The 24873-nt window shown below is 65.6% G+C and carries 22 protein-coding genes; 8 read left to right on the forward strand and 14 right to left on the reverse strand.

Translation table 11 applies throughout. The features are described 5' to 3' along the window. The first annotated feature begins 3 nt into the window (after nucleotides 1–3). Both BMZ79_RS28445 and BMZ79_RS28450 read left to right on the forward strand, forming a co-directional pair. Nucleotides 4–1779 (forward strand): DHA2 family efflux MFS transporter permease subunit, encoded by a 1776-nt coding sequence (locus BMZ79_RS28445; protein ID WP_090647185.1) that lies wholly within the window; start codon nucleotides 4–6, stop codon nucleotides 1777–1779. 40 nt (nucleotides 1780–1819) lie between these two features. After that, complete coding sequence (locus BMZ79_RS28450; protein ID WP_090647187.1) at nucleotides 1820–2383, forward strand: NAD(P)H-dependent oxidoreductase; 564 nt, start codon at nucleotides 1820–1822, stop codon at nucleotides 2381–2383. 81 nt (nucleotides 2384–2464) lie between these two features. On the opposite strand, the gene BMZ79_RS28455 is transcribed toward BMZ79_RS28450, so the two are convergent. After that, complete coding sequence (locus BMZ79_RS28455) at nucleotides 2465–2896, reverse strand: Lrp/AsnC family transcriptional regulator (RefSeq protein WP_090647190.1); 432 nt, start codon at nucleotides 2894–2896, stop codon at nucleotides 2465–2467. 129 nt (nucleotides 2897–3025) lie between these two features. Between BMZ79_RS28455 and BMZ79_RS28460 the strand changes: the two genes are divergently transcribed. After that, nucleotides 3026–3772, forward strand: coding sequence for an MBL fold metallo-hydrolase (locus BMZ79_RS28460; RefSeq protein ID WP_090647192.1), 747 nt, complete (start codon nucleotides 3026–3028; stop codon nucleotides 3770–3772). A 193-nt stretch (nucleotides 3773–3965) separates the two neighbouring features. Here BMZ79_RS28460 and BMZ79_RS28465 read toward each other — a convergent pair whose 3' ends face one another. Then, complete coding sequence (locus BMZ79_RS28465; RefSeq protein WP_090647194.1) at nucleotides 3966–4514, reverse strand: DUF2812 domain-containing protein; 549 nt, start codon at nucleotides 4512–4514, stop codon at nucleotides 3966–3968. Between the two features lie 5 nt (nucleotides 4515–4519). Next, nucleotides 4520–4858, reverse strand: coding sequence for a PadR family transcriptional regulator (locus tag BMZ79_RS28470; protein ID WP_090647197.1), 339 nt, complete (start codon nucleotides 4856–4858; stop codon nucleotides 4520–4522). 191 nt (nucleotides 4859–5049) lie between these two features. On the opposite strand from BMZ79_RS28470, the gene BMZ79_RS28475 reads away from it, so the two are divergent. Next, on the forward strand, nucleotides 5050–6240 hold the full coding sequence (locus BMZ79_RS28475) for a glycosyltransferase family 2 protein (protein ID WP_090647199.1): 1191 nt from the start codon (nucleotides 5050–5052) through the stop codon (nucleotides 6238–6240). Nucleotides 6241–6938: 698 nt separating this feature from the next. Here BMZ79_RS28475 and BMZ79_RS28480 read toward each other — a convergent pair. Together BMZ79_RS28480 and aroC are read right to left on the reverse strand one after the other, a co-directional pair. Further along, nucleotides 6939–7532, reverse strand: coding sequence for a DUF3889 domain-containing protein (locus BMZ79_RS28480; RefSeq protein WP_090647202.1), 594 nt, complete (start codon nucleotides 7530–7532; stop codon nucleotides 6939–6941). A 168-nt stretch (nucleotides 7533–7700) separates the two neighbouring features. Then, nucleotides 7701–8756 (reverse strand): chorismate synthase, encoded by a 1056-nt coding sequence (gene aroC / locus BMZ79_RS28485; protein WP_090647204.1) that lies wholly within the window; start codon nucleotides 8754–8756, stop codon nucleotides 7701–7703. A gap of 127 nt (nucleotides 8757–8883) precedes the next feature. Here aroC and BMZ79_RS28490 point away from each other — a divergent pair, with 127 nt between their 5' ends. Further along, nucleotides 8884–9783, forward strand: coding sequence for a LysR family transcriptional regulator (locus BMZ79_RS28490; RefSeq protein ID WP_177222393.1), 900 nt, complete (start codon nucleotides 8884–8886; stop codon nucleotides 9781–9783). A gap of 165 nt (nucleotides 9784–9948) precedes the next feature. Further along, nucleotides 9949–10716: a class I SAM-dependent methyltransferase gene (locus BMZ79_RS28495; RefSeq protein ID WP_090647207.1), complete on the forward strand. Its 768-nt coding sequence runs from the start codon at nucleotides 9949–9951 to the stop codon at nucleotides 10714–10716. Nucleotides 10717–10990: 274 nt separating this feature from the next. Here BMZ79_RS28495 and BMZ79_RS28500 read toward each other — a convergent pair whose 3' ends face one another. The 6 genes from BMZ79_RS28500 to BMZ79_RS28530 all read right to left on the reverse strand — a co-directional run bounded on the left by BMZ79_RS28500 (nucleotide 10991) and on the right by BMZ79_RS28530 (nucleotide 18289). Next, the gene (locus BMZ79_RS28500; protein WP_090647210.1) at nucleotides 10991–11812 is read right to left on the reverse strand and encodes a carbohydrate ABC transporter permease; all 822 of its coding nucleotides are present in this window, start codon (nucleotides 11810–11812) and stop codon (nucleotides 10991–10993) included. A gap of 15 nt (nucleotides 11813–11827) precedes the next feature. After that, nucleotides 11828–12712 carry a carbohydrate ABC transporter permease gene (locus BMZ79_RS28505; RefSeq protein ID WP_090647213.1) on the reverse strand — a complete coding sequence of 295 codons (885 nt, stop codon included), beginning with the start codon at nucleotides 12710–12712 and terminating at the stop codon, nucleotides 11828–11830. 105 nt (nucleotides 12713–12817) lie between these two features. Continuing rightward, a complete protein-coding gene (locus tag BMZ79_RS28510) occupies nucleotides 12818–14203 on the reverse strand; it encodes an ABC transporter substrate-binding protein (protein WP_256253198.1) in 1386 nt (461 codons plus the stop codon). Between the two features lie 121 nt (nucleotides 14204–14324). Beyond that, entirely contained in the window at nucleotides 14325–15128 is an 804-nt protein-coding gene (locus BMZ79_RS28515; protein WP_090647215.1) for a response regulator transcription factor, read from the reverse strand. Further along, nucleotides 15125–16927, reverse strand: coding sequence for a sensor histidine kinase (locus tag BMZ79_RS28520; RefSeq protein WP_090647218.1), 1803 nt, complete (start codon nucleotides 16925–16927; stop codon nucleotides 15125–15127). The genes BMZ79_RS28515 and BMZ79_RS28520 overlap by 4 nt, the downstream gene beginning before the upstream one ends. 450 nt (nucleotides 16928–17377) lie before the next feature. Next, the gene (locus BMZ79_RS28530) at nucleotides 17378–18289 is read right to left on the reverse strand and encodes a LysR family transcriptional regulator (protein ID WP_090647224.1); all 912 of its coding nucleotides are present in this window, start codon (nucleotides 18287–18289) and stop codon (nucleotides 17378–17380) included. A 123-nt stretch (nucleotides 18290–18412) separates the two neighbouring features. Here BMZ79_RS28530 and dapA point away from each other — a divergent pair, with 123 nt between their 5' ends. Together dapA and BMZ79_RS28540 are read left to right on the forward strand one after the other, a co-directional pair. After that, nucleotides 18413–19318 carry a 4-hydroxy-tetrahydrodipicolinate synthase gene (dapA, locus tag BMZ79_RS28535; protein ID WP_090647227.1) on the forward strand — a complete coding sequence of 302 codons (906 nt, stop codon included), beginning with the start codon at nucleotides 18413–18415 and terminating at the stop codon, nucleotides 19316–19318. Between the two features lie 226 nt (nucleotides 19319–19544). Beyond that, nucleotides 19545–20747, forward strand: a complete 1203-nt coding sequence (locus BMZ79_RS28540; RefSeq protein ID WP_090647229.1) for an MFS transporter — start codon at nucleotides 19545–19547, stop codon at nucleotides 20745–20747. Between the two features lie 561 nt (nucleotides 20748–21308). On the opposite strand, the gene BMZ79_RS28545 is transcribed toward BMZ79_RS28540, so the two are convergent. The 3 genes from BMZ79_RS28545 to BMZ79_RS28555 all read right to left on the reverse strand — a co-directional run bounded on the left by BMZ79_RS28545 (nucleotide 21309) and on the right by BMZ79_RS28555 (nucleotide 24727). Continuing rightward, on the reverse strand, nucleotides 21309–22520 hold the full coding sequence (locus tag BMZ79_RS28545) for a glycosyltransferase family 4 protein (protein ID WP_090647232.1): 1212 nt from the start codon (nucleotides 22518–22520) through the stop codon (nucleotides 21309–21311). Next, nucleotides 22507–23535, reverse strand: a complete 1029-nt coding sequence (locus BMZ79_RS28550; protein ID WP_090647235.1) for a lysylphosphatidylglycerol synthase domain-containing protein — start codon at nucleotides 23533–23535, stop codon at nucleotides 22507–22509. Before BMZ79_RS28550 ends, BMZ79_RS28545 begins: the two co-directional genes overlap by 14 nt. A 223-nt stretch (nucleotides 23536–23758) precedes the next feature. Continuing rightward, on the reverse strand, nucleotides 23759–24727 hold the full coding sequence (locus BMZ79_RS28555; RefSeq protein WP_090647237.1) for an oxidoreductase: 969 nt from the start codon (nucleotides 24725–24727) through the stop codon (nucleotides 23759–23761). Nucleotides 24728–24873: the final 146 nt, after the last annotated feature.

Consider the following 24873-nt stretch of genomic DNA (forward strand, 5'->3'; position numbering starts at 1 on the left):
ACCATGACTACGATGGTATCCAACTCTTTGCGCAAAGGGCCGATCATGGCCTCCTTGCTCATCGCCGCGTTCGTGGCGCTGCTGAGCCAGACGGTGCTGAACGTCGCGCTTCCGAAAATGATGACGGATCTCGGCGTGACGGAAAGCACGATCCAATGGCTGTCCAACGGCTATTTGCTGGCGAACGGCGTGCTCGTGCCGATCAGCGCCTTTCTCGTCAACCGGTTCACCACCCGGAAGCTTTTTCTCACGGCCTCATCTCTATTCGCGATCGGCACGATCGTCTGCGCGCTCTCCGGCGACTTCAGCATCCTGCTGACCGGCCGTCTCGTGCAGGCCATCGGCGCCGGCATTCTGATGCCGCTCATGACGGTCGTCACGCTCACCATCTTCCCCGTCGAGGAACGGGGCAAAGCGATGGGCCTCATGGGCGTCGCGATGATTTTCGCGCCGGCGATCGGCCCGACGCTCTCCGGCTGGATCGTCGAGAACTACGACTGGCACGTGCTGTTCTACATCGTGCTGCCGCTCGCGGTCGCCGCGGTCATCTTCGGCGCCTTCTCGATGAAGGACGTCATCAAGACTTCGCGGCCGAAGCTCGACGTCCTGAGCGTCGTCTTATCCACGCTCGGCTTCGGCGGCCTGCTGTACGGCTTCAGCGAAGCGGGCACCAAGGGCTGGGACGCGACCGAGGTCATCGTCTGCATCGCCGTCGGCGCCGTCGCGCTCATCCTCTTTATCCTGCGCTCCGTTCTGGTGAAGAATCCATTGCTCGAAATGCGCGTGTTCAAATATTGGATGTTCTCGCTGACGTCCTTGATCAACGCCATCATCACGATGGCGATGTTCTCCGGCATGATCCTGCTGCCGATCTTCCTGCAGAACATCCGGCACTTCACGCCGCTCGAATCCGGGCTGCTGCTGCTGCCGGGCGCGATCCTGATGGGCATCATGTCGCCGATTACGGGCATGGTGTTCGACAAGATCGGCGCGCGCTGGCTTGCCGTCATCGGCCTCGTCATCACGACCATCACCACGTACGAATTCAGCCATCTGGAAGCCGACTCGACGTATAGCCACATGATGATCGTCTATACGGCGCGGATGTTCGGGATGTCCATGCTGATGATGCCGATTCAGACCGCCGGCCTGAACCAGCTGCCGCGCCGCCTGAACGCGCACGGCTCCGCGATGTCCCAGACGCTGCGGAACGTCTCCGGCGCCCTCGGGACGGCGCTGCTCGTCACGGTCATGACCAACCAGGCGACCGCCCACGCCAAGGACCTCGTCATCGCGGGACAGATCGACCCGAAGGACGCGGCCAAAATGGCCGAGGTCACGCAGCAGGCGACCATCTACGGCATCAATCAATCGTTCGTCGTCGCGACCTGGCTGACCGTGGCCGCGCTCCTCCTGGCGTTCTTCATCCGCAAGGTGAAGCCGCAGGAGGATCCGGTTCAGGTCCCGGTGCCGCAGGACATGGCCGCCGTGCCGGAAGCAAGCGTGGCGGCGGCCCAGCCGGCGCGCGCGGAAATCGCGGCCCACGCGGACCGGCCGAGCAAGGACGTCGAGTTCCGCGACGCCATCCGCGGGTTTCTCAATCCGACGCCGCCCGCCGCGGACGACGAGAGTTTCAACGATAAGGAGTACCGGAAGGCGCTGCTGAAGCTGAAGAGCGCGCCCATCGAGGACGCGGAACCGAAGAAAGACCTGTCCCCCGACCAGGCCTACCGGGAAACGCTCAAGAAATTGACCGGGTCGCTTAAGGAAAACGAGTGAGGACGCGCGCGGAACGACCATTCAGAGAGGAGAACAATCGATGAAAATCTATATTGTGTACGATAGCGAAGCGGGACATACGGAGCAGCTTGCCCGTTCCATCGCCAAAGGGGCCGAACGCGTGCCGGGCGCGCAGGTGTTCATCAATCACGTCAATAAGGCGGACGTCAAAGACCTGGCCGACATGGACGCGATCATCTGGGGCTGCCCCGGACACTTCGGCTCCATCAGCTCCGGCTTGAAGGAATGGATCGACAAGCTGGGCTACCTGTGGGCGAACGGGACGCTGGTCGACAAGCTCGGCGCCGTGTTCTGCACGACGGCCACCATTCACGGCGGGATCGAAGCCACGCTGCTGAACCTCATTACGCCGATGCTGCATCAAGGCATGATGATCGTCGGCCTGCCGGCGAACATCCCGGAAAACGCGCTCTACGGCAGCTATTACGGCGTCGGGGTGACGTCGCCCGTCGAGGATACCCACGATCCGCTGAGCCAGTCGCTGTTCGCGAAAGGGCTTGCGCTCGGCGAAGCGCTGGGATCGCGCGTGGCCAAGACGGCCGCTATCTACGGAGCGGGCAGGAGCACGCAGGGGACGGTATAAGCCGGCCATGATAACAAGAGCGCGGACCGATGTACGGGCCGCGCTCTTTGCGCATGGTGCCGCCTGGATCGGCGGCCGGCTTCATTCGGATTTGACCGTCTCGATGGACAGGCTGACCTTGTAATTGCCGAACGCCTGCAGCTCGTCAAGCAAGGCGTTCAGCTCTGCCCCGCCGCTCACGCGGACCCGCAGCCAGTAGCAGCCTTCGCCGCTGACGCGGTGCATCTCGGCGATTTCCTCCCGCTCCCGGGCGAACGCGATCAGCGCCGCGTGCGCCGAATTGGAGCGGAGAAACATCGTGATGAAGGCTTGCACGGCCAGGCCGAGCTTGTCCGGGTTCCACCGGAGCGTGCAGCCCTCGATGACGCCGAGCTCCCGCAGCCTCCGAATGCGGGCGCCGACCGCCTGTCCGGTCAGATGCACGACGGCGCCGATGTCCTTGTTCGACCTGGCGGCGTCTTCCAACAAGCAGGCTACGATCCGCCGGTCCGTGTCGTCGAATCGATGCGTCATCCCGTTCACTTTCCTTTCACCGTGAAAATCGCCGGCCCCGTATGCGTTCAGCGCGCGCGGGACGCGGCGGGCGTTACGTGGTACCATCGTTACGGAACCGATTAATCCTAGCAGGAGAGGTGCATATCCATGAAATTCACGCTGATTCGCCATGCTTCGCTTTGGCTCGAATACGCCGGCTCGACGCTGCTCGTCGATCCCATGCTCGGCGCGGCGGGCGTCAACCCGCCCATCCCGAATTCCGGCGACGACCGCCGCAATCCGCTGGTCGGCCTGCCGGGCGACCCGGCGCGGTGGCTGTCTCCGGACGCCGTGCTCGTCACGCATCTTCACCTCGACCATTGGGACGACGCGGCGGCCGAGGGGCTGCCGAAGGCGGTGCCCGTCTTCTGCCAGCCCGGCGATCAAGCGGCCTTCCGCGGCCGGGGCTTCGGCGACGTCACGGAGGTCGAAGGCGGCGCCTCGTTCCGCGGCATCTCGATCGTCCGCACGGGCGGGCGGCACGGCACCGGCGAGATCGGCCGGCGGATGGGCCCGGTCTCGGGCTTCGTGCTGCGGGCGCCGGGCGAGCCGACCGTCTACGTCGCGGGCGACACGATCTGGTGCGACGAGGTCAAGGGCGCGCTTGACGCGCACCGGCCGGACGTCGTCGTCGTCAATGCCGGCGGCGCGGAGTTTCTGACCGGCGGCCCGATCACGATGGACGCGGACGACGTAATCGCGGTCGTCCGCCATGCGCCGGACGCCGAGGTGATCGCGGTCCATATGGACGCGATCAACCATTGCCGCGTTACCCGCGACCTGCTGCGGGAGCGGCTCGCGGCGGTAGGGCTGACGGAACGCGTGGCGATCCCGCAGGACGGGGACACGCGTTAAGCCGGCCTCCGGCAAACGCCGCGCAACGGATGGGCGATGCGGCGGAGGGGCGATACGGCGAAGGACCCGATACGGCGGTGGCCCTAGATGCGGCAGGCTGCCGACGGGGCAGACGACCGAAGCGGCGGAAGGCCGGCCTGCTCCCTTGGGAGCGGGCCGGCCTTTTTTTCGCGCTCGCCGAGTCCTGCCCGGCTCAGGATTCGATTTCTTTGATTTTGCGGTTCATCTTGGCGATGCCGATGCCGAGCAGCGCGAAGATCGCGGCATAGATCGCCAGCACGGGAATGACGATGCCCCACAGATGGCCCGCCCGGGGAAGCAGGTTCACGCCGTTCACGCACAGCAGCATGGCATTGATCGGCAGCATCACGGCCATCACCCCGCGAATGCGCTTGTAGTGCGCGACGAGCGAGTCCCGGTCCGTGTACAGACGCGGGCTCTCCCCCGGCTGCCACGGGCGGCGGAAATAAAACCAGACGCCGGAGAAGCTCCCGGCGTGCTCCCAGCCGGCGTCGCGGTACAGCTCCAGGTACGACGCCAGCTTCTCCCCCTTCCCGAGCCCCGGCTGATAGTCGAGCCGGTACGTGTAGCGCGCGGAAGCATCCCGCTCGAACGTGCTCCGAACGACGCCCCCCCGCCGCAGATGCAGCCCTTGGGCGGACATGGCGTTCACCCAGTCCTCTTCCTGCTCGTACTGCCAGCTCATCCACAGATGGGTCTTCTTCACCGTCTCCACTGCCATCTTCCTCACGCCTCCCCCGATTGCATGATGCGCCGGCCGGCCGCCAGCAGCTCCTCCAGCCGGTTCATCTCGGCCGCGGCCGCCTCTTTGCCGGCTTCCGTCATGACGTACAGCTTGCGCCTTGCGTCCGTCCCGTCCGGAACGGGGTAATGCTCGATCATCCCTTTGCCGAGCAGCGCGTTCAGCGCGGTATACAGCGTGCCCGCCCCGAGCTTCACCCGGCCGCCGCTCATCGCCTCGACGTCCTGCATGATGCCGTAGCCGTGCGAAGGACGCGGATAAAGGGCGATCAGAATGTAATAGAACGCCTCCGTGAGCGGAAGCGGCACTTTCGGCTTTGCCATAGCGGACGGCCTCCATTACTTCGTTAGTCGATATATCGTATGTTGATATATTAGCACTCGATACATCGACTGTCAATCTATTCCGCGCGATCGCGCCGCCAGCTTTCCCCGCCCGGCCAAAAATGGACGCTCGGCCCGTTCCCCCGCCGCGCGAGATTCATAGACTGCTAGAAAAGGAAGGAGTGTGAACCGTGGCGAAAGTCGGAATCGTCATGCCCGCTTACTATCAAAACGAAGCCTATATCCGGATCGCGATCGCATCCGTCCTGAACCAAACCTACCGGGACTTCCTCCTCGCCATCGTCGTGGACGGCGCCCCGGATCTGGTGCCGCTTTTCCAGGAGCTGACGCAAGGCGACCCGCGGGTGAGCATCGCCGCCTATCCCCAGAATCAAGGCGTCGCCTACGCGCTCAACTACGGCTTCGAAATCGTGATGGACGCCGGCTGCGAATATTTGACCTGGGTGTCGACGGACAACTACTACTATCCGTATTGCCTCGACGTCCTCGTTCGCGAAATGGACCGTTCCCATCCGAATATCGGCATCGTCTACAGCGCCTTTCGGCATATCCGGGAAGACGGCATGGCCGCGCATCCGCCGGAAGTGATCGAGGAGGTCCGCCGGTTCCAGGACCGGTCCAAACACGCGCTGCTGGAAGGCTGCATCATCGGGCCTTGCTTTTTGCAGCGCACGTCGTATTGCCGTCTAATCGACGGCTACCGGTTCACCTATATTCAGGATTACGACTACTGGATCCGGCTGACCGATTACTGCGACATCAAGTACATCCCGATCCAGCTCATGGATTACCGGATCGATTCGCCGTTCAGCCTGTCGACGCACATCGTCGAGCAGCCCGCCAAACACCGCGTCTGCTGGAACGAGGTGCACCGGTCCCACTACGAGACGCGGCAGCGGCGGGGCATCAAGCCCGACATCAGCGTGCTGTTCCTCCTGCGGCCGAACGAGGTCGAACAGGCGACGCACGCCATTCAGAAGGTCATCGACCAGTACGAGACGAATTTCGAGCTGCTGGTCGTGAGCCTGGCGACGCGGCACGAGACCGAGGCCGTGCTGGCCCCTTACGAGGATCCGCGGGTCCGCGTGCTCTACTACTCGTACCATGCCGACTTCAACGCGCTGCGCAAGGCGCTGCCGAAGGCGCGGGGCGAGTGGTGCGTCGTGTTCGACAGCACCCGCATGACCGGCAACCTCGCCTTCCTGCGGGCGATCCGCAAGGCGGGCGCGCTCGACAAAAGCAAAGCCGCCTCGATCGCCCTCGACGGGGAGCGCATCGTCGCGTCGCGGGAGGTCGGCGGCCTGTACGGCGCGGTCACGGTCAAGCCGGCGCTGGCGCAGTACCTGCAGTCGCTCGGCTGAGGCGCTTTCGGCGGACCAAGGGGTACGCGGCGTACGGCGGAGCGACGGACGAGCGGCAGTCGGGCGCATGGCCCGCGCCACCGGTCCGGGCGGCTGGCGAGCGCGTGTGCGGCTGGCGCTCAGAACGCCCGGCCGCGCCTTCGAGGGCGCACGCGACACGCTTTGTACGCGAAACGGCGGATCGGGGTCCCGCATTACCGGGATCCTGATCCGCCGTTTGTTCGCCCGCATGGCCTTGCGCCTAGCCCTGGCACTGCTGAATGGAGCCGGCGATACGGACCGATGATCGGGCGGACATACTTTTCGCTACTCCTCCGATTCAGGGCCCATTTCGAATCATGCCGACACACGTTCCGTTATCGCCGCGAAAAGACGTTGTAAGAGCCGCATCCGGGTCTACTAACGGATCCTATGGCCGCGAAAACTCGCCCGCGCTCGTTTGCCGAGCCGGCTGCGTCGAATACCCCGGCATCCGCGATCTCGGATGCCGGGGTATTCGGGTTTGTACCGCCTCGCGGCGAATCTCGGCATGCGGCGGCGCCGCCATCCGAGCGTCAGGCAGGCCGCAAACCGCGCGCAGCCGGGAAATTCCCGCGATCCGGCGGCGGAAGCGGACAGCGCTGCCCCGCCCGGAGCGAAGCTCGCGGCCGAGCCGGCCGCTCACGAGCGCTCCCTGCGCCGAGCCGCACGCCCGCCGGCTAGAACTCGCGAAGCGACTCCACGCGCGCGGCGATCGGCCGGCGCGTATCCAACGCGTAGTCGACCTCGACCCGGAGCAGCCGGTTGCGGTCGTCCTGCCGAATCCAGAACCGGAACGCCTGCCTCGCGGCGCCCGCGCCCAGCCAGCGGCAGCCGAAAGGCTTCCGGCCGACGAGCTCGGCGCCGGGATGCTTCGCCCGAACGGCGGCGGCGGCATGGCGCTCCCACCGCGCGAACGAAGCAATGCGCGCATCCGCCGTCTCCGCGGCCGCCGCCCGGGGAGCACCCGCGCCGAGGGGCGCGTCCACGGTCGCGTAGACGCCGAATTCCCGGCCGTGCCGGCGCAACCAATACTTGAACAAGTACTGCCGGGACGAGGGCGACTCGCACGTGCAGCCGAGATAATGCATGTCGATCAGCGCCGCCCCCGGGTAGCGTGTCGAGACGGCCTCTCGCGCCAATCCGTTCCAGCGGACGTACGAGTGGTAGCCGTCCTCCGGCTCGTACTTCGCGGGCGCCCCCGCTTGGGCGGCCGTCTGACGGCACGCGAGCAGCAGCAGCGGAACAAGCAGCAGCGCGGCGCATGTTCGCATGTGCCTCCCTCCTTCCCTGTCAAATCCAGGTTAGGATGCTGCCGGCCGGTCCGTCCTATTCGCCGCGGCATCCCGCCGGCCTGTTCGCCGACCACCGTCCGCCCGCCTCCAGATCACTGTCCGCTCATCGCCGACCACGTCAGCCCGCCTTGCCCGCGCGCCCGCCGCTCAGCCGTGCAGCGCGGCTTGGCGCTTGTAGTGGTCCTCCAGCACGAGGCAGGCCATCGCCTCGATGACCGGCACCACCCGCGGGCAAATGCACGGATCGTGCCGGCCCTCGGTGCGGATCGTCCGCTCCTCGCCCGTCGTCGTCACCGTCCGCTGCGGCGTCGAAATCGACGACGTCGGCTTGACGGCCACGCGGAACACGATGTCCGCGCCCGTGCTGATGCCGCCGAGAATGCCCCCGGCGTTGTTGCTCGCGAAGCCGCCCGCGTTCATCCCGTCGTTATGCTCGCTGCCGAGCATGCTCGCCGCCGCGAAGCCCGCGCCGAACTCGATGCCCTTGACGGCGCCGACCGACAGCATCGCCTTGGCGAAGTCCGCGTCGAGCTTGTCGAACACCGGCTCGCCGAGGCCCGCCGCCACGCCGCTGATCCGGCATTCGACGACGCCGCCGGCGCTGTCGCCGCGGGCGACGAGCGTCTTGATGTAATCCTCCATCCAGACGGCCGCTTCGGGATCGCAGGCGCGCACGCTGTTTTGTTCGATCGCCTCGGGCACGAACGTCCGGCACGAAATGCCGCCGATCTCCTTCGTATACGCCACCACCTGCACGCCGCGGCGTTCCAGCAGCTTGCGCGCCACGGCGCCCGCGGCGACGCGCGCCGCCGTTTCCCGGCCGGACGCCCGCCCGCTGCCCCGGTGGTCGCGCAGGCCGTATTTTTGCAGATAGGTGTAATCCGCGTGCCCCGGGCGGAACGTCTCGTCCATCCCGTCATAGGCGCTCGGCCGCATGTCCTTGTTGTCGAGCAAGATGCACAGCGGCGTGCCCGTCGTCCGGCCTTCGAACATCCCCGATACGATGCGGATGACGTCGTACTCCTTGCGCGGGGACGTCACCGCCGACTGCCCCGGCTTGCGCCGGTCCATCTGAACCTGAATATACGCCTCGTCGAGCTCGACCCCCGGCGTGACCCCGTCGACGATGACGCCGACCGATACCCCGTGCGATTCCCCGAACGTCGTGATTTTGAACGCTTCCCCAAATGTGCTGCCTCCCATGATCCGGCACCTCCGTCGTGATGTTCTTTTCCGTTACGGTCGATTATAATGAACGCTATACAATAAATGAAATCGTAATTTCGGTAGTCTGGCATAGATATAATTGATGACAAGGTGGGCGACAACCATGAGCGCGAAGCTGCATTTGGAGTGGTACCGCATCTTTTTGCATACGGCCAAGGCCGGTAACCTGACGAAAGCCGCGCAGGAGCTGCACGTGACGCAGCCGTCCGTCAGCTATGCCGTCAAGCAGCTGGAGGAAGGGCTCGGCGTCAAGCTGTTCGACCGCCTGTCCAAGGGGGTCGTGCTGACGCCCGAAGGCGCCGATCTGCTCCGATTCGTCGAGCAGTCGCTCTCGCTGCTGGAAGCCGGCGAACGCAAAATGGCCGCGCTCAGCCGCCACGCCGCCGGCGAACTGCGGATCGGCTCCAGCGGGCCGATCATCAAGCATCTGCTGCTGCCCCCGCTCGACGACCTGCGCGCCGAATTTCCCGACGTCGAGATTCGGCTCTACCAGGGCAAGACCGCGGAAATCGCGGCGTGGCTGAAAGAAAACCGCATCGACATCGGCATCGTCCATCTGCCGGTGGCCGATCCCGAGCTCGACGTGCGCCCGCTCGCCGCCATCCAGGACTGCTTCGTCGCCGGGCCGCGCTACCGGCATCTGGCGGAGCGGCCGCTCGCCGCCGCGGAGCTGGCGGCGCTGCCCCTGCTGCTGCTGTCCGCCGGGAGCAGCACGCGGGTGTTCGCGGAGCGCTGGTTCGCCGCGCGGGGACTCGAGGTCGACGCCGCTTTCGAGCTGAGCAGCACCGACATGCTCGTCGAGTTCGCCCGGCGCGGCTACGGCGCCGCCTTCGTGACGCGCGAATTCGTGCGGACGCCGCTCGCGCGGGGCGAGCTGTTCGAGCTGCGGACGGCGGACGCCGTTCCGGAGCGCCTCGTCGGCCTGGCGACCCGCCGGGGCATGTCGCTGCCCGGCATCGGGCAGCTGTTCGTCGAGCGGCTGACGGCGCCCGAAGACCGTTGACCGCTTTCCGCCCATCGCCTATAGTGGAGATAATTCCCGATGAATCGGAGTGATGAACATGCTAATGGCTCCATCCCGCCCGGCGACGTTCAAGACGGTGCGGAACGGATAGCAGGCGCTGCCGTCCTTCCGCGTGTTCGATTACGCGAATGGAGGAATTCGTTCATGTCTTTCAGCTATTACGGCGAGCTTTGCACGGAAGTGTACGATTTGACGAAGAAAATCGGCCAGTCGATTAACGGCGACATCGAGTATTACCGCGACCGGCTGCTCGGCTGCCAAGGCCGCATCCTGGAGGCGATGACCGGATCGGGACGCGTCCTGATTCCGCTGCTCGAGGCCGGGCTGCTCGCGGACGGCGTCGACGCCTCGCCCGACATGCTGGCGTCCTGCCGCCGGCGCTGCGCCGACCGGGGGCTCGCGCCCGAGCTGTACCTGTCCAGCCTGCAGGAGCTGGCGCTGCCGGAGCGCTACGAGGCGATCCTCGTCCCGGCCGGATCGTTCCTGCTGATCGAGCGGCGCGAGGAATCGCTGCAGGCCCTGCGGCGGCTGTACGACCATCTGCTGCCGGGCGGGCGCCTGATGCTCGATCTGTTCTTGCCGGACGCCGACTTCGCGCCCGGGGGCTTCGCCGGTTCGTCGGCCTTTCCGCTGCCGGACGGCGATACGATCACGATGGAGGGCAAGCTGGCCGAAGCCGATCTGTTCGAGCAGTACAAGGTCTCCTACATCAAGTACGAGAAATGGCGCCAGGGCAAGCTGGTCGCGACGGAGCTCCAGCGCTTCGCGCTGCGCTGGTACGGGGTCGAGGAGTTCAAGCTCGTGCTGGAAAGCCTCGGCTTCGCGGACGTCACGGTGTGCGCGGACTTCGAGCCGGGCAAAGCGCCGTCGAACGCGGGGCAGCAGTACGTGTACGAAGCCGTGCGCAAGTAGCGCGGCGGGCGGCGGCTCGCGCCGGGCTGTGCTCGGGTGCCCGCCGGCGGCAGCCGCGGCTCGTCCTCTGCTCCGCGGCGCGCTCTCGGGCGGCCGGTACCGCCCGGGCGCCCGCCGACGACGGCCGCAGCCCGCGGGCCTGTCCCCGCTCGCAGCCGCGCGCCCGCGCAAAAAAGCAGTCGCCGAAGCGACTGCTTTTTTGCCGTTCCCTTCCATTGCCGCGAGTAAACCGCATCTCCGCCATTTCCGCCCGCACCGGTTCCGCCGGCCGTTATCAGCCTTTGACGGCCGAGCTGGATATGCCCTGGATGATGTATTTCTGGCCGGCGAGGAAAATGACGATCATCGGAATGATCGCCGCGGACGACGCCGCCATCATGCCGTTGTAGTCCACGTTATTCTCGAGAATGAAATTTTGCAGGCCTAGCGGAATCGTGTACAGCTTCGGGCTCTGCAGGAAGACGAGCGCGTTCTCGTAGTCGTTCCACTGCCAGGAGAAGTCGATGATCGCGAACGTCGCGAGCGCGGGCTTGGCCAGCGGCAGCACGAGGCGGAGGAAGATCGTGAAATGCCCCGCCCCGTCCAGGAACGCGGACTCCGTGATTTCCCTCGGAATGCCCATGAAGAACTGCCGCAGCATGAAAACGCCGAAGATCGAGAACATGCCGGGCAGGATGAGCGCCCAATGCGTGTTGTAGATGTGCATCCAGTTGAACAGGATGAACTTCGGGACGAAAATGACCTGCGGCGGAATCATCATCATCGACAGGTACAGCAGAAACATCGCGCCTCGGCCCCGGAATTCCGTCCGGGCGAAGCCGTACGCCGCGAGCGCCGAGAGGAACGCGGCGCCGGCCGTGGCGATGACCGCGATTTTGATCGAATTCAGGTAATACGGCAGGAAGTTGTAGCTGCCCGTCCAGATCCGCTTGTGGCTGCTCCAGTCGAGCTTGGCCGGCAGCCAGGTCTTGAACACCTCGGTCGGCGTCTGGAACGACGTGCTGATCATCCACAGGAAAGGAACGATCATGAAGACGCCGGCGATCAGCATGACGGCCGTGACGGGCAGCTTGGACTTCAACGTGCCTTCGTTCATGGGAAGCGCTCCTTTCTAGTAGTGAACCCAGCGTTTCTGGCCGATCCACTGAATCAAGGTGATGACGAGGATGCAGGCGAACAGGAACCACGAGATCGTCGAAGCGTAGCCCATCTCGTAATAGCTGAACGCCGTCTTGTAGACGAACAGCGACAGGATCGTCGTGCTCCCGCTCGGTCCGCCCTGCGTGATCGCCTGGATGAGCGAGAACGTCTTCATCGTCATGATGAGGCCGGTCACGAGCAGCAGGAACGTCGTCGGGCTGACGAGCGGCCAGAGGATGCGCCACGTGATCGTGCGGCTGCCCGCGCCGTCGATGCGCGCGGCCTCCAATTGCTCCGTCGACACCTCCTGCAGCGCCGCCAGGTAGATGATCATGTTGTAGCCGAGCATGAACCAGATCTGCACGACGTCGATGGCGTACATCGCCGTGTCGGAATCGGCGAACCAGCCCGGGGGCGAGACGACGCCGAGCCAGCGCAGCGCTTCGTTGATCGGGCCGTGGGACGGCTGGAACAGCAGCATCCAGACGAACGCCACCGCGACGCCGCTCGAGATGTACGGCAGGAAGAACATCCCCCGGAGCAGCCCCTTCAGGTAGACGCCGCGGTTCAGCACGAGCGCCACGAGAAACGCGAGCAGGAGCGACGCCGGCACGGACAGCAGGAAGATCGCCGTATGCCGGATCGCCTCGTAGAATTTGTCGTCCCCGAACAACCGCTTCACATTGTCGAGGCCGGTGAACGACCAGCGCGGGTTCGAGAATTGATAGTCGGTGAACATGAGGCCGAACGAGAACAGCGCCGGCAGGATGAAGAAGAGCAGAATGCCGAGCATGTTCGGCAGGATGAACGCGTATCCGACCCAGCCTTGCCTATGAATCCAGCTACGCCGCCGCACGGGATCGCCGCCTTTCTTGGTTTCGTATCGCCTCTTCCGCCTGCGGCAAAGAGAAGAAGGAAGCGGAGAGTCCCTTCTTCTCTTGGGGCGGTCGGGGCGATGCGGTTATTTTTTGGTGAGCTCCTCGTGCTCCTTCGCCATGTTGGCCAGCGTCGTCGCGAGATCCTGCTTATTCAGGAAATATTTCTCGTACTCCTCCTTGCGGGCGTCGATGACCTGCTGCGGCACGTCGAGCTGGAACGACGGGAACGTGCCGAAGACGACTTTGTTCATGGAGTCGGCGTCGTATTTGTCCTCCACGCCCTTCAGCAGCAGATCCATCGCCTGCTTGTTGTCCACGCTCTTCGAGGACGGGATGCGCCCGCCGCTCGCCATCGGCAGCATGCCGCCGTCGGCGTACCATTCCGCGAACTTGAGCGCCGCGTCCCGGTGCTTCGACTTCGCGTTGACCGACAGCACGTCGCCGAGGCCGCCGGCGTACTTGTAGTCCTTCTGGTCGGCGGTCACCTTCGGAATCGTGGCGAACGCGATCTTGAAGTCGTGCGGGTAATCCTTCAGGTTGTTCGCGTTGCGGAAAATAAACTCGCCCGCGCTCAGCATCGCCGCCTGCCCCTGCAGGAACATCGTGTCGACCGGCATCTTGCTCGTCAGCTGCTCGCCGTATTCCGGCGTCGATTTGTCCACGAACATCATGTCGTGCAGGATCTGGAACTGCTGCTTCCACAGGTCGTTGTCGAAGTTCGAGGAGCCGTCCGGCTTCGTCAGGCCGAGGCCCGCGACCGTGCCGTCGATCGTCGCCGTGAACATCGCGTCGTGCTGCAGCAGGCCGTAGACGCCGTCCTTCGTCAGCTTCTTCGCGTAGTCCCGCAGGTCGGACCACGTCCAGTCGAGCGCCGGAACCGGCAGGCCCGCGGCGTCGAGCATGTCTTTGTTCAGCCAGATAAAGCCCATGTTCTTCTTGGTCGGGATGCCGTAGTACTTGTCGTTGATCTTCCACTGCGCCGCGTCCGGGCCCATCTTGCCGTCGATGTCGTAGCCGGAGCCGGACAGATCGACCGCCGTGCCCGCGTCGACGCGCTTCTGCAGCCGGGTCAGCGTGTAGTTCATGTACAGGTCGGCGTCCTGGCCGGTCATGAGCGCCGTGTCGAGCTTCAGGTTGCCCGGGTCGTCGTTGACGTAGCGGACGTATTCGACCTGCACGTCCGGGTTCGCCTGGTTCCAGGCGTCGACGACCGCCTGCGGCCCGGCCTCCTCGGGAACGGCGCCCCACATCGTCAGCTTGATTTTCTCGCCCGTGCCGCCGCCCGCGTTCGTGCCGCCGCCGTTATTCGTCTGGGCGCCGTCGCCGCCGGCCGCGTTGCCGCCGGATGCCGCGTTGTTGCCGCCGTTGCCGCCGCTGTTATTGCCGCCGTTGTCGCTGCCGCAGCCCGCGAGCAGGCCGCCGAGCATCAGGACGCCGACCGCGCCGAGGAGCCATTTTTTCTTTGCCATTCGAATTCCCCCTTGCAGGAATGTCGTGCTCTACGTCTCTAACTGTATCACCGACCGCGCCCCCGGGGGATGAACTTCGTTTGGGGCTTCATAGAACGGATTTTTGTTTTTTGGAAGCGGTTTACGGCGACTCCTCCGCGAGCCCCTTGCGGTATTCGCTCGGCGTCGCGCCGCTCCAGCGCTTGAAAATCTTGATGAAATAATTGTCGTTCTCGAATCCGACCTGCCGCCCGATCTCGCTCACCGTGCGGTCCGTCTCGGCCAGCAGCATCTTCGCCGCCCGCACCCGCCGGTTCTGGGTATAGTGGGTCAGCGTCGTGCCCGTCTTCTTCTTGAACAGGTCGCTGACGTAGCTCGCGTCCATGCGGATATACTCCGCCAGCCCCTTCAGCGTGATCTCCTCGGCGTAGTGCTCCTCGATGTAGCCGATAATCCGGTTCAGCTCGGGGTGGTCCGTCGGCCCGGCCTTGTCGGCGTCGGGAAACCATTTGTCCGCCTTGCGCAGCTTCGCCATCCGCTCGAGCTCCGCCGCGACCTTGTCCAGCGCCGCCTTGATGCCCTTCGGGTCCAGCGACAGCTTGAGCAGGTAGCCGGACGCCCCGTGCTCGACCGCCTGCCGCGCGTATTCGAATTCGCTCATCGCCGTCAGCATGACGAAGCGGCAGTCGAAGCCCTCCTCCCGCGCCGCCTGCAGCATCCGCACGCCGTCCATGTCCGGCATCACGATGTCCGAGATGACGAGGTCCGGCCGCAGCTCGCGAATCAGCGCCAGTCCTTCCCGCCCGTTCCCGGCCTCGGCCACGATGTCGAACGGCACGTTCGCCTTCTGCATCAGCTTGCGGACGCTCGCCCGCGCGGGCTGCTCGTCCTCGACGATCAGCGTTCGCCAGCGGCCCGCGCCCGCCCCCGTTCCCGTCGTTGTCATCGGTCTTCCCCCTTCGCGTACGGCGTCGACAACAGCAGGGGCATGTGCATGACCACCCGCGTGCCGGCGTCCGTCGAATCGATCGTCAGCCCCGTGCTCTGGTACTTGAACAGCAGCTCCAGGCTCTCCCGGATGTTCTGCAGCCCGATGCTCTTGCGCTTGCGCGCCGTTTTCCGCTCCGCCGCGCTCTCGAGCCCCATGCCGTCGTCGACGACTTCCAGGTACAGATGCGGCTCCCGCGCGGTCGCCTTGATGACGATCCGGCCTTCCTTCACCGACTGCCCGAACCCGTGCAGCAGGGCGTTCTCCACGAGCGGCTGCAGGGAGAATTTCGGTAGGAGCGCGTACCCCAGCTCGCCGGCGACGTCGTACCGCATCTCGATCCCGTGCCCGAACCGCCGGCGCTGGATGTCCATATAGGCGTCGATCAGCACCAGTTCGTCCTTCAGCCGGATGAGGTCGACCTCGGTGTTCAGCGTCGTTTCCAGAATCGTGCCCAGCGCCACGCAAATATCGTAGATGTCGTCCTCGTCCTTATCGAGCGCGATGCTCTTGATCGTGTTCAGCGTATTGAGCAGAAAATGCGGGTTCATCTGCGACAGCAGCACCTGGAACCGCACGTACTGCTTCTGTTGCTCCTCCAGCTTGAGGCGCACGAGCAGGCCGTTGATGTCGTCGATCATCGCGTTGAAGCTGCGGGTGAGCGCGAGAATCTCGCCCCGTCCGTGCTCCGGCAGCTTGACCTTCAGGTTCGCCTTGACGGACGAGTCCATTTTCTTCTGGAACAGCTTCAGCGGCCCGGTGATCGTGGAGGAGAGGAAATAAGTCAGCAGCACGAACAGGAGCAGGATGCCGGCGAAGCCGACGAAGAAGCGCTGCTTCTGCTTGTCGATTTCTTTAAAGAGCAGCGACAGGGGCACCTTCTTCACGAAATACCCGTTCAGCTCCCGGATCCGGCTGTACGTGTACAGCGCCTGCTCCTTCTCGTCGACGATCGACGTAGCCGGAGCGGACTCGTCCCCGCCCAGGGAGGACGCGCGTTCGATCGCTTCGGCCACCGTCCCGGACACCCGCTCCCGCTCATCGGACGCGAGCAGCGTGCCGCCGGAATCGTTCACGAGGAAATACGCGCCTTCCTGCCCGCCGTCCTGCGCCGTCCGGTAAAACCATTCCTCGTAATCGATGCTGAGCCGCCCGTATGCAAACGGTTTCAACGCATCGTCCCGAAGCAGCTCGTACAAGCTCAGCATCCGGGTGCTGGCCGTGCTTTCGCGGATGACGACGTTCTCGTCGCGCGGGTTCCAGATGTACCGGTCGCCGCCCTTCTCCTTCAGCTGCTTCACCCACGCCTCGCCGCTCAGCTCGTTATAATTCAGCGCGCTCTTCGGCATGAACGACGTGTAGGCGTGGCCGTGCAGGTCGATGAGCGTATAGTACACCGTCGCGCCCGTCATGAAAAACGTATTCTCGATGCCCGCGAACTTATTCTCCACGAGCCTCTTGCGCGCGATAGCGTCGTATTGGTCCGGGTCCTCCATCGCGCCGCGAAGCGTCGCGTCCTGCTCCAGCAGCAGCCCCGTCTTCATGACGAGCGACATGAGGTCGACGAAGCCGCTTTTGAAGCCCTCGAGCTGCTCGGCGTTCTTCTTCGCGGCGTTGTCCTGCAGCACGGCCTCGGTGCCCTTGAAGTTGTACACGACGAGCAGCGCGATCGGCAGCAGCAGAAACAGCAGGAACGCGAACAGGATCCGGTTCTTGAACGTCTCCGGCGTCAGCCGGAGGTACAGCCGTTTGAGCATGGGATTCGTCAGCCTCCCGGGGCGCGCCGTACGCGGGCGCATGTCGTTGTTCGTTATCTTAATGCATGGGACGGGCATTCAACAAGCGGGAGATTGCGGCTGCGCGGGCGGTGATTCGGGGCGGGACTTGGGGAAAAGCCTAGCCCGCACGCGGTTCGGGGGCGGCTTGCGGCCGCGGGCGGGGATGCGCGGGCGCCTTGCCGCGGGGCGGCTTGGCTTGGGCGGGCGCCCGCGTACGCGAGGCGCCGAAGGCCCGGGCGGCCTGGGCGGAGCGCCGGGGGCGGGCTGACTTGCGCGCGAGCCGCCGGAGGCGCGGACATGGGCGGAGCCGCCGCGCGCGGGACGGGCGCCGCCGCCGCGAAATCGCGGACGCGGGCGGGACCGCCCGACTTGGGCGCGGAATCGCGGACGCGGGCGGGCGCCCGCGGACATCGCGCCGTCGGGCGCAGGTCAGCCCGCGCCCGTCTCGCCCGCCTCGGCCGAGCCGGGCGCCGCGCCGGACAGACCGGCGATAAAATCCGCCAGCGCCCGGGAAATCCATTTCTTCGGATGCATCGCGAGCCGCAGCTCCAGCCGCAGCTCGGGATGGGCGAACGGCAGCGCGGCGAGCTCGCCCCGGCGAAGCTCCTCCTCCGCCGCCATGCGCGGCAGCAGCGCGATGCCGTCGCCGGCCATGACGCACCGTTTGATCGCCTCCGGATTGCCGAGCTCGAGGCCGACCCGGTACGGAATGCCGTTTGCCCGGAGCACCTTCTCCAGCATGATGCGGTAATTGCACGTGTCTTCGCTCATGAACCATTCCGTGCCGGCGAGCTGCGCCAGCCCGACCGCTTCCGTCTTCGTCAGCGGGTGGAGCGGATGCGCGACGAGCACGAGGGGCTCCTCGCGGATCGCCGTCCATCGCAGCGCGGGGTCGGCCGCTCCGCTGTCCAGGATGAACCCCGCGTCCAGCTCGCCTTCCCGGACCTTGTGCAGAATCGCGTCCTCGCGGTCCGCCTGCAGCCGGATCGCCAGCTCGGGATACGTCCGGCGCAGCCGCTGGATATGGGGCGGCAAATAATACGACGCGACCGAGTCGATCGTCCCGATCGCCAACGTGCCTCCGGCCTGCAGGGTCAGCCTCTCCTTCGCCTGCTGGTGCAGCTCCAGCATTTGCGCGGCGATTTTCAGCAGCTCCTCGCCCGCCTGCGTGAGCCGCAAGCCCCGCCCGAACCGCTCGAACAGCTCCGCGCCGTAGCTTTTCTCGAGCTTCTGGATTTGCGTCGTCACGCTGGACTGCGCGTAGCCGAGCTCCTCCGCCGCCCGCGTGAAGCTCTGCCGCAGCGCGACTTCGCGAAAGGTTTGCAGATAAATCAAATCCATAATGCGTGCCGCCCCTTTATCATCAATAATATTGATGCTCATGATCATTTATTATAGATAACTCCGATTCGAATTCCTATGCTACATTACGGGTATCCCCATGAATTTTTCGGAGGTGCGGGCATGTTGACCGAACAGCAATTGCATGGCATTTTCGTCCCGGTCGTGACGCCGTTCGCGGCGGACGGCGCGTTGGACGAGGCATCGTACGACCGTTATCTCGGCGCGCTGCTCGCGCGGGACATTCAGGGACTCGTCGTCAACGGCACGACGGGCGAGTCGCCGACGGTCGCGTGGGGCGAAGTCGAGTCGCTGTTGCGACGGACGAGAGCGGCCATGACCAGACATGGCAAAACACTGCCCGTTATCGTGGGGACCGGCACGAACGATACCCGTTCCACGCTGGAGCGGACGGCTCGGGCGGGCGAGCTCGGGGCGGACGCGGCGCTTGTCGTCGTGCCGTATTACAGCCGGCCGCCGCAGGCGGGCATCGTCGCGCATTTCCGCCGCGCGGCGGAGGCGGGCCTGCCGATCGTCGTCTACGAAATTCCCTCGCGCACGGGCGTCCGGCTCGGCGAAGAGACGGCCGCGGAGATCCTGGCGCTGGACGGCGTCGTCGGCATGAAGGACAGCTCCGGCGGCATGGAGCTGCTCGAGGCCATGATTCGGCGCGGCGTCCGGAGGCCGATCCTATGCGGCGAGGACGCGCTCTTCCCCGCCATGCTGCGCCATGGCGCCTCGGGCGGCATCCTGGCCTCGGCCAACGTCCGGACCGATGCGTTCGCCCGCGTATACCGGCGGTTCCGGGAAGGCGACGCGTCCGGCGCCGAGCGCGCCTTCGAAGCGCTCGCGCCCCTCGTCCGCCTGCTGTTCGCGGACGCCAATCCCGCGCCGCTGAAGTGGCTGCTGGCCCGGCAGGGACTGTTCGATTCCGGCGCGCTGCGGCTGCCGCTGCTTCCGATCGCGGAAGAACTGCAGCGGGAGTTGGAGGAGGAGCTGGGTCGGCTGGGGCAAGAGCAAGGCGGTTGACCGATTCAGGCTGCCTCGGGTCCCGTTGACGGAACCGGCACGGGTTCGAGACGCCCGGGACGAACCGGCACGGGTTCGATGATTACCGGCCGAACCGGGTTACCCGCGCGCGCCGATCTGGTATGATGGCTTTGTAGGCCATTCGCGCCCGGCCGCCGGAAAGGACCGGCCCTCCTCCTGCCGCCTCCCGCGGCCGCGGCCAAGCAGAAAGAAGGAACTCGCTCTTATGTCCGAACACGCTTTACCGTCGACGGCCGCCGCTGGCGGCACCACCGCGCTTTCCCGCGGGCTGCTGCTGCTCATGGCGCTGTCCGCCGGCATGACCGTCGCCAACCTGTACTACAACCAGCCGCTGCTCGCGGATATCGGACGCAGCTTCGGCGTCGGTCCCGATTCCGTCGGCTTGATCTCCACCTGCACGCAAATCGGCTACGCGCTCGGGATGTTCCTGTTCGTGCCGCTCGGCGACATCAAGGAGCGCAAAGGGCTGATCACGGTTCTGCTCGCCCTCGTCTGCCTGTCGTTAATCGGCGTCGCCACCGCGCAAAATCTCCCGTGGATCTATATCGCCAGCCTCGCGGTCGGCGTCACGACCGTCGTGCCGCAAATTCTCGTCCCGCTGGCGGCGACGCTCGCCGCGCCCGGGGAATCGGGCAAGGCCGTCGGCACCGTCATGAGCGGCCTGCTGCTCGGCATTCTGCTGACGCGAACGGTGTCCGGCCTGATCGGCGGCACATGGGGCTGGCGCGTGATGTACGCGGTCGCGGCCGCGGCCATGCTCGCGCTGCTCGTGCTGCTGCGCGTCAAACTGCCGACGAACCGGCCCTCGGCCGAGCTCCGCTACGGCCGGCTGCTGGCGTCCATGGGCAGCCTCGTGAAACGGTACGCCACGCTGCGCGAGTCGGCGCTGATCGGCGCCGCCAACTTCGCCGCGTTCAGCGTCTTCTGGACGGCGCTGGCCTTCTACATCGAAGGACCGCCGTACGGCTACGGCAGCCGGATCGCCGGCCTGTTCGGCCTCGTCGGCGCGGCCGGGGCGCTCGGCGCGCCGATCGTCGGCCGCATGGCGGACCGTTTCCGCACGGAACGGATCATCGGCGTTCTGCTTGCGCTGAACGTCCTGTCCTTCCTGCTGTTCGGCGCTTGGGGCGGTTGGCTGTGGGCGCTCATCGCGGGCGTCTTGCTGATGGATCTGGGCGTCCAAGGCACCCAGGTGGCCAACATGGCGCGCATCTACGCCCTCGAGCCGGCGGCGCGAAGCCGGATCAACACGGTGCAAATGGTCACGACGTTTCTCGGCGGCGCCATCGGCTCGTCCCTTGGCAGCTTCGCGTGGAATCACGGCGGCTGGCGGGGCGTCTGCCTGGCCGGGGGCGGCTCCGTGCTGTTCGGCTTCGTCGTCTGGGCGCTTCACCGCGTGCGGCGCTAATTCTATACGGGCCACGGGGATGCCCCCGGCAGAACCGCGTCCCGGACAAAAAAGGAGCTGTCTCCGCGAAGTCGACGACTTCCGGGACAGCTCCTTTTTATGGATCAGCGGACACACGCGCCGTTATTTCGCCGATTCGGCGCTTTTCCGACGCTTGGCGGACGCAGGCGCGCTTATACCGCTCCGCCGACCCCTAATCGCCCACGTTTATCGCCAATAGCGGATCCTGTGTCCGCGAAAGTCCGCCACAGCCGCCGATTGTCACATATAGCGGATCTAATGTCCGCTCGGCCACTTACCATAAGGCAAGTGGCCGCGGTGCCGACAGCCAACCGGGCACGCGCCATTATCTCGCCGGGCCCGCCAAGCCACGGCGCCGCTACCTTGCCCGGCCAGCCCAGCCCGGCGCTTCTCCGCCGCGTCCGGCCGCCCCCGCTCCCCCGGCGCCCCATACGCGGCCCGCCGGCAACGCCACGGCCCCGCGCAAGCCGCAGCCGGCGGCGCGCAAGCTCTGCCGCCGCGCGATCAGCCGCGCGGCCAAACCCCGCGGCCCCGACCGCGCTACCGTGCGTTCTCGCGCGCGGATTCCCGCGCGAGCCGGCGGCGCGCCATGCCCGGAGCCGGCAGCGAGCAGATGCGGCCGATATAGCGGTCGAAGCCCTCCGCAAGCACCTCGTGCTGGAACTCCGTCTTGGCGCGCTTGTAGCCGGCGCGCACGAGCCGCTCCCGCAGCGCCGCGTCGCGCGCGAGCCGGACGATGCCGGCCGCGATGTCGGCCACGGACGCCGGATCGACGAGCAGGCCCGTCTCCCCGTCAAGCACCGCCTCCGACGCGCCGCCGGAGCGGCCGGCGATGACCGGCACGCCCGCGGACGCGGCTTCCAGGTAGACGATGCCGAAGCCTTCCGCGTCGCCGCGTTCCAGCTCCCGGCTGACCATGATGAATTGGTGCGACAGATTGTAATAGTCGTTCACCTGTTCGCTGCCGCTGACGCTGCCGACGAAGATCACCGCGTCCGCCACGCCCTTCGCCCGGGCCAGCTGCCCGAGGCGCTCCCGGTCCGGCCCGTCCCCGACAATGACGTAGACGGCGTTCGGAATCTCCCGCAGGATCGCGGGCATCGCTTCGATGACGCGATCATGGCCCTTGCGCGTGACCAGCCGGCCGACCGACAGGATGACGTGCTTCCCTTCCAGCCCGTGCCGGCGGATCAGCTCCGCGTCCGGCTCCTGCTTTTCGTAGATGCGCTCGACGCCGGGATTGACGAGACCGATCCGGCGCGGGTCGACGCCGTACTCCTCCACCAGCTTCTTCGTGAACAGGCTGTTCGTCAGCACGCCGTCGGCCTTGCGCAAGATCAGCTTCACGACGGCGTTCAGCCCGACGAACCGCCGGAACATGAGCATATCCATCCCGTGCGTCGAAATGACGTAGCGCCGGCCGCCGAGGGTCCGAAGCAGCAGGCCGATGAAGCCGATCAGCACGTAGCCGTAGATCGTCACGTCCGGTTCCTCGCTCTTCATCGTCCGGCGGACCTGGCGCAGCAGGCGGCCCCAGCTCGTGACGTCCACGCCTTCGTTGCGCATGAACGCCCCCCGCGAAATCCGAAACGGCAGTCCGTTGTCGAAGGCATCGCTCTCCGGATATTCCGGCGCGACCACGGTCATGTCATGCTTGCTGTGCAGCGCCAGGTTGTAGTAGTAATTCTGCATGCCGCCGATACCCGGCGGGAACACGCCTGTTACGAGAACGATTTTTCTACGCTTCGTCATAGGACCTCACCCTTCTCGTCAAATAGCCGGCCGCCCGCACGACGGCCCAAAACATCGCTTCCGCCATCATGTTCCACAACCGCGCGATGACCGAAATATAAAGCGCCGTCTCGGCGCCCAGCCGGAGCGACAGAAAATAAACCAGAAACCCTTCCCGGACCCCGAGCCCGCCCGGAAGCGGACTGAACAGGCCGAGCAGCCACGCGGTGGCGAACGTGCCGGCGGCGTACGCGATCCCGATGCTGCCGCGTCCGAAGCTGTTCGTCAGCATCCAGAACGCGATGCCCATGATGAAGTGGCTGCCGAGAAAACACATCAAATACCCGAAAAACCGGTTGCGCGACAGGACCGCTCCCGTTCCCGCCTCCCCTTCGGGCAAGGCATCGGAGGCGTTCGTTCCGGCGATGGCCGAGAATTTCGCGGCCGCGCGCCGCAGCAGCCGCCAGCGGGAGGCGACCGCGAACAGCCGGCGGACCAAGGCCAAGCTCTTGTCGTAATAGACGTATGCCAGCGCGAACGCCGCGAGAACGGCAACGATGCACAACACCGGAGCAATATTCAAACTGACCAGCAAAATCAACGCGTAGCAGAGCGCCGCTGACACGAGCAGGACATTTTCGTACACGATGGAAGACAGCTGGGCATCCAGCGGGACGCCGGCCCGGGAAGCGAGCACGACCCGGCCCGCGTAATTCCAAAAGCCGCCGGGCAGGTACTTGGCAAACTGCGAGTCGATGAAAATCCGCAATCCTTGCAGCAGCCCCAGCTTGACGCCGGCTTTCCTGCGGACCGCTTCCGCTCCCGCCGCGTTGACGATCAGCACCCAAATGCCGGCCTGCAGCATGAGGAAGAACGAGAACACCAGCATGGACGCGTAGAATTGCACGTTGGCATGCGCGAGGAACGATTCCATATCGGACAGCTTCAGCGGAACGTTCCGCACGACGAAGAAGACAACGAGCGCGACCAGCGCAACCTTCAGCGCCGGCGACGCCAACCTTCGGATCGCCCCCACCCTGCACCACCTTCCCGGCTTCGCCCGAAGCCATCACTCAATACTAAGGCCCAACTGTTTGCGCAGTGTCATCAAGATTGGCATTTTGCATGAAGTTTTTCGAAGCCGGGGAGACGGAAACCGAACCACGAAAAACAGGCGGCCGCGACCCGGAAAGTTCCGGATCGCGGCCGCCGCTTATTGCCGTTTTGGGAGGGTCGGCGCCGATGGGCCAAGGCAAGAATCAGCCCGGCAGCTTCACGCCGGTCATGTCCTCGCTCAAGGTCCATAACCGCTCCGCCATAGCGGGGTCGACCGCCCAAGGCAGCACGCCCTGCAGCATTTGGCCGACGCCGTTCAAGGTAAACTCGCCGATCGGCTCGGCGATATCGCAATCCAGGCAGTAGACGCCGCCTTTGCCGTCCAATTGCGGGCTGACCGCGCACCATACGCTCGTGGCCGCGCCTTGCTCCGTCGTCTTGTAGTCGCCGCCGATCGCGCGCTCCTGCTCGGACAAGAAGCGCGCCAGCTCCGTCGCGATCCTGCCCGGATGCACGGAGAACGCGCGAATGCCGTCGGCGAATCCCCGCTTGTCGAGCTCGACGGCGAACAGGGCGTTGGCCGATTTCGACTGGCCGTACGCCTTCCACTTGTCGTAGTCCCGCCGCTCGAAGTTCGGATCCTCGAAGTCGACGCCGCCGAAGCGGATGCCCGCGGACGATAGCGACACGACGCGCGCGCCCCCCGCTCGCTTCAGCGCCGGCCACAGGCGCAGCGTCAGCTGGAAGTGCCCGAGATGGTTGGTCGCGAACTGCGATTCATAGCCGCGCTCGTCGCGCGCGAGCGGAGGCGCCATGATGCCGGCGTTGGCGATCAGGATGTGGAGCGGCCGGCCGGAGGACAGGAAGCGCTCCGCGAACGCGTCGATGGATACCGGATCCATCAAGTCCAGCGTGTCCGCTTCCGTATTGGGGATGCCGGCCAGCGCCGTTGCCGCCTGTTCCGGGGAACGCGCGGCCACGATCACGGTCGCGCCGGCCTTCGCCAGCGCCCGCGTCGTTTCCAGGCCGAGGCCGGAGTGGCCGCCCGTTACGATGGCGACTTTGCCGCTTAAATCGAGGCCGCCGACGACCTCCGGCGCGGTCGAGGCCGGTCCGAAGCCCGAATGGATCGGGGCTTGCGGGGTAGGGGTATAGGCGGAGCTATTCGTCATGAAGATAACCTCCTTGTAAGTGAACGTCCTGCCTAAGCGGCGGCGTTCCGCATGAGCTTGGGCCAGGGATCGATGTCGTTCGCGGCGCTATCGCCGGGCTATCCGCCCCGGAGCTGCGGACATGCCTCCCCTTCCGCCCGGCGTCC

The sequence above is a fragment of the Paenibacillus sp. UNC496MF genome, assembly GCF_900113915.1.
In the GTDB taxonomy this organism is placed as follows: Bacteria; Bacillota; Bacilli; order Paenibacillales; family Paenibacillaceae; genus Paenibacillus_Z; species Paenibacillus_Z artemisiicola.

Coding starts and splice junctions, on each gene's coding strand:
- BMZ79_RS28445 (WP_090647185.1), top strand. CDS start 4: ATGACTACGATGGTATCCAACTCTTTGCGCAAAGGGCCGATCATGGCC.
- BMZ79_RS28450 (WP_090647187.1), top strand. CDS start 1,820: ATGAAAATCTATATTGTGTACGATAGCGAAGCGGGACATACGGAGCAG.
- BMZ79_RS28455 (WP_090647190.1), bottom strand. CDS start 2,896: ATGACGCATCGATTCGACGACACGGACCGGCGGATCGTAGCCTGCTTG.
- BMZ79_RS28460 (WP_090647192.1), top strand. CDS start 3,026: ATGAAATTCACGCTGATTCGCCATGCTTCGCTTTGGCTCGAATACGCC.
- BMZ79_RS28465 (WP_090647194.1), bottom strand. CDS start 4,514: ATGGCAGTGGAGACGGTGAAGAAGACCCATCTGTGGATGAGCTGGCAG.
- BMZ79_RS28470 (WP_090647197.1), bottom strand. CDS start 4,858: ATGGCAAAGCCGAAAGTGCCGCTTCCGCTCACGGAGGCGTTCTATTAC.
- BMZ79_RS28480 (WP_090647202.1), bottom strand. CDS start 7,532: ATGCGAACATGCGCCGCGCTGCTGCTTGTTCCGCTGCTGCTGCTCGCG.
- aroC (WP_090647204.1), bottom strand. CDS start 8,756: ATGGGAGGCAGCACATTTGGGGAAGCGTTCAAAATCACGACGTTCGGG.
- BMZ79_RS28490 (WP_177222393.1), top strand. CDS start 8,884: ATGAGCGCGAAGCTGCATTTGGAGTGGTACCGCATCTTTTTGCATACG.
- BMZ79_RS28495 (WP_090647207.1), top strand. CDS start 9,949: ATGTCTTTCAGCTATTACGGCGAGCTTTGCACGGAAGTGTACGATTTG.
- BMZ79_RS28500 (WP_090647210.1), bottom strand. CDS start 11,812: ATGAACGAAGGCACGTTGAAGTCCAAGCTGCCCGTCACGGCCGTCATG.
- BMZ79_RS28510 (WP_256253198.1), bottom strand. CDS start 14,203: ATGGCAAAGAAAAAATGGCTCCTCGGCGCGGTCGGCGTCCTGATGCTC.
- BMZ79_RS28515 (WP_090647215.1), bottom strand. CDS start 15,128: ATGACAACGACGGGAACGGGGGCGGGCGCGGGCCGCTGGCGAACGCTG.
- BMZ79_RS28520 (WP_090647218.1), bottom strand. CDS start 16,927: ATGCTCAAACGGCTGTACCTCCGGCTGACGCCGGAGACGTTCAAGAAC.
- BMZ79_RS28530 (WP_090647224.1), bottom strand. CDS start 18,289: ATGGATTTGATTTATCTGCAAACCTTTCGCGAAGTCGCGCTGCGGCAG.
- dapA (WP_090647227.1), top strand. CDS start 18,413: ATGTTGACCGAACAGCAATTGCATGGCATTTTCGTCCCGGTCGTGACG.
- BMZ79_RS28540 (WP_090647229.1), top strand. CDS start 19,545: ATGTCCGAACACGCTTTACCGTCGACGGCCGCCGCTGGCGGCACCACC.
- BMZ79_RS28545 (WP_090647232.1), bottom strand. CDS start 22,520: ATGACGAAGCGTAGAAAAATCGTTCTCGTAACAGGCGTGTTCCCGCCG.
- BMZ79_RS28555 (WP_090647237.1), bottom strand. CDS start 24,727: ATGACGAATAGCTCCGCCTATACCCCTACCCCGCAAGCCCCGATCCAT.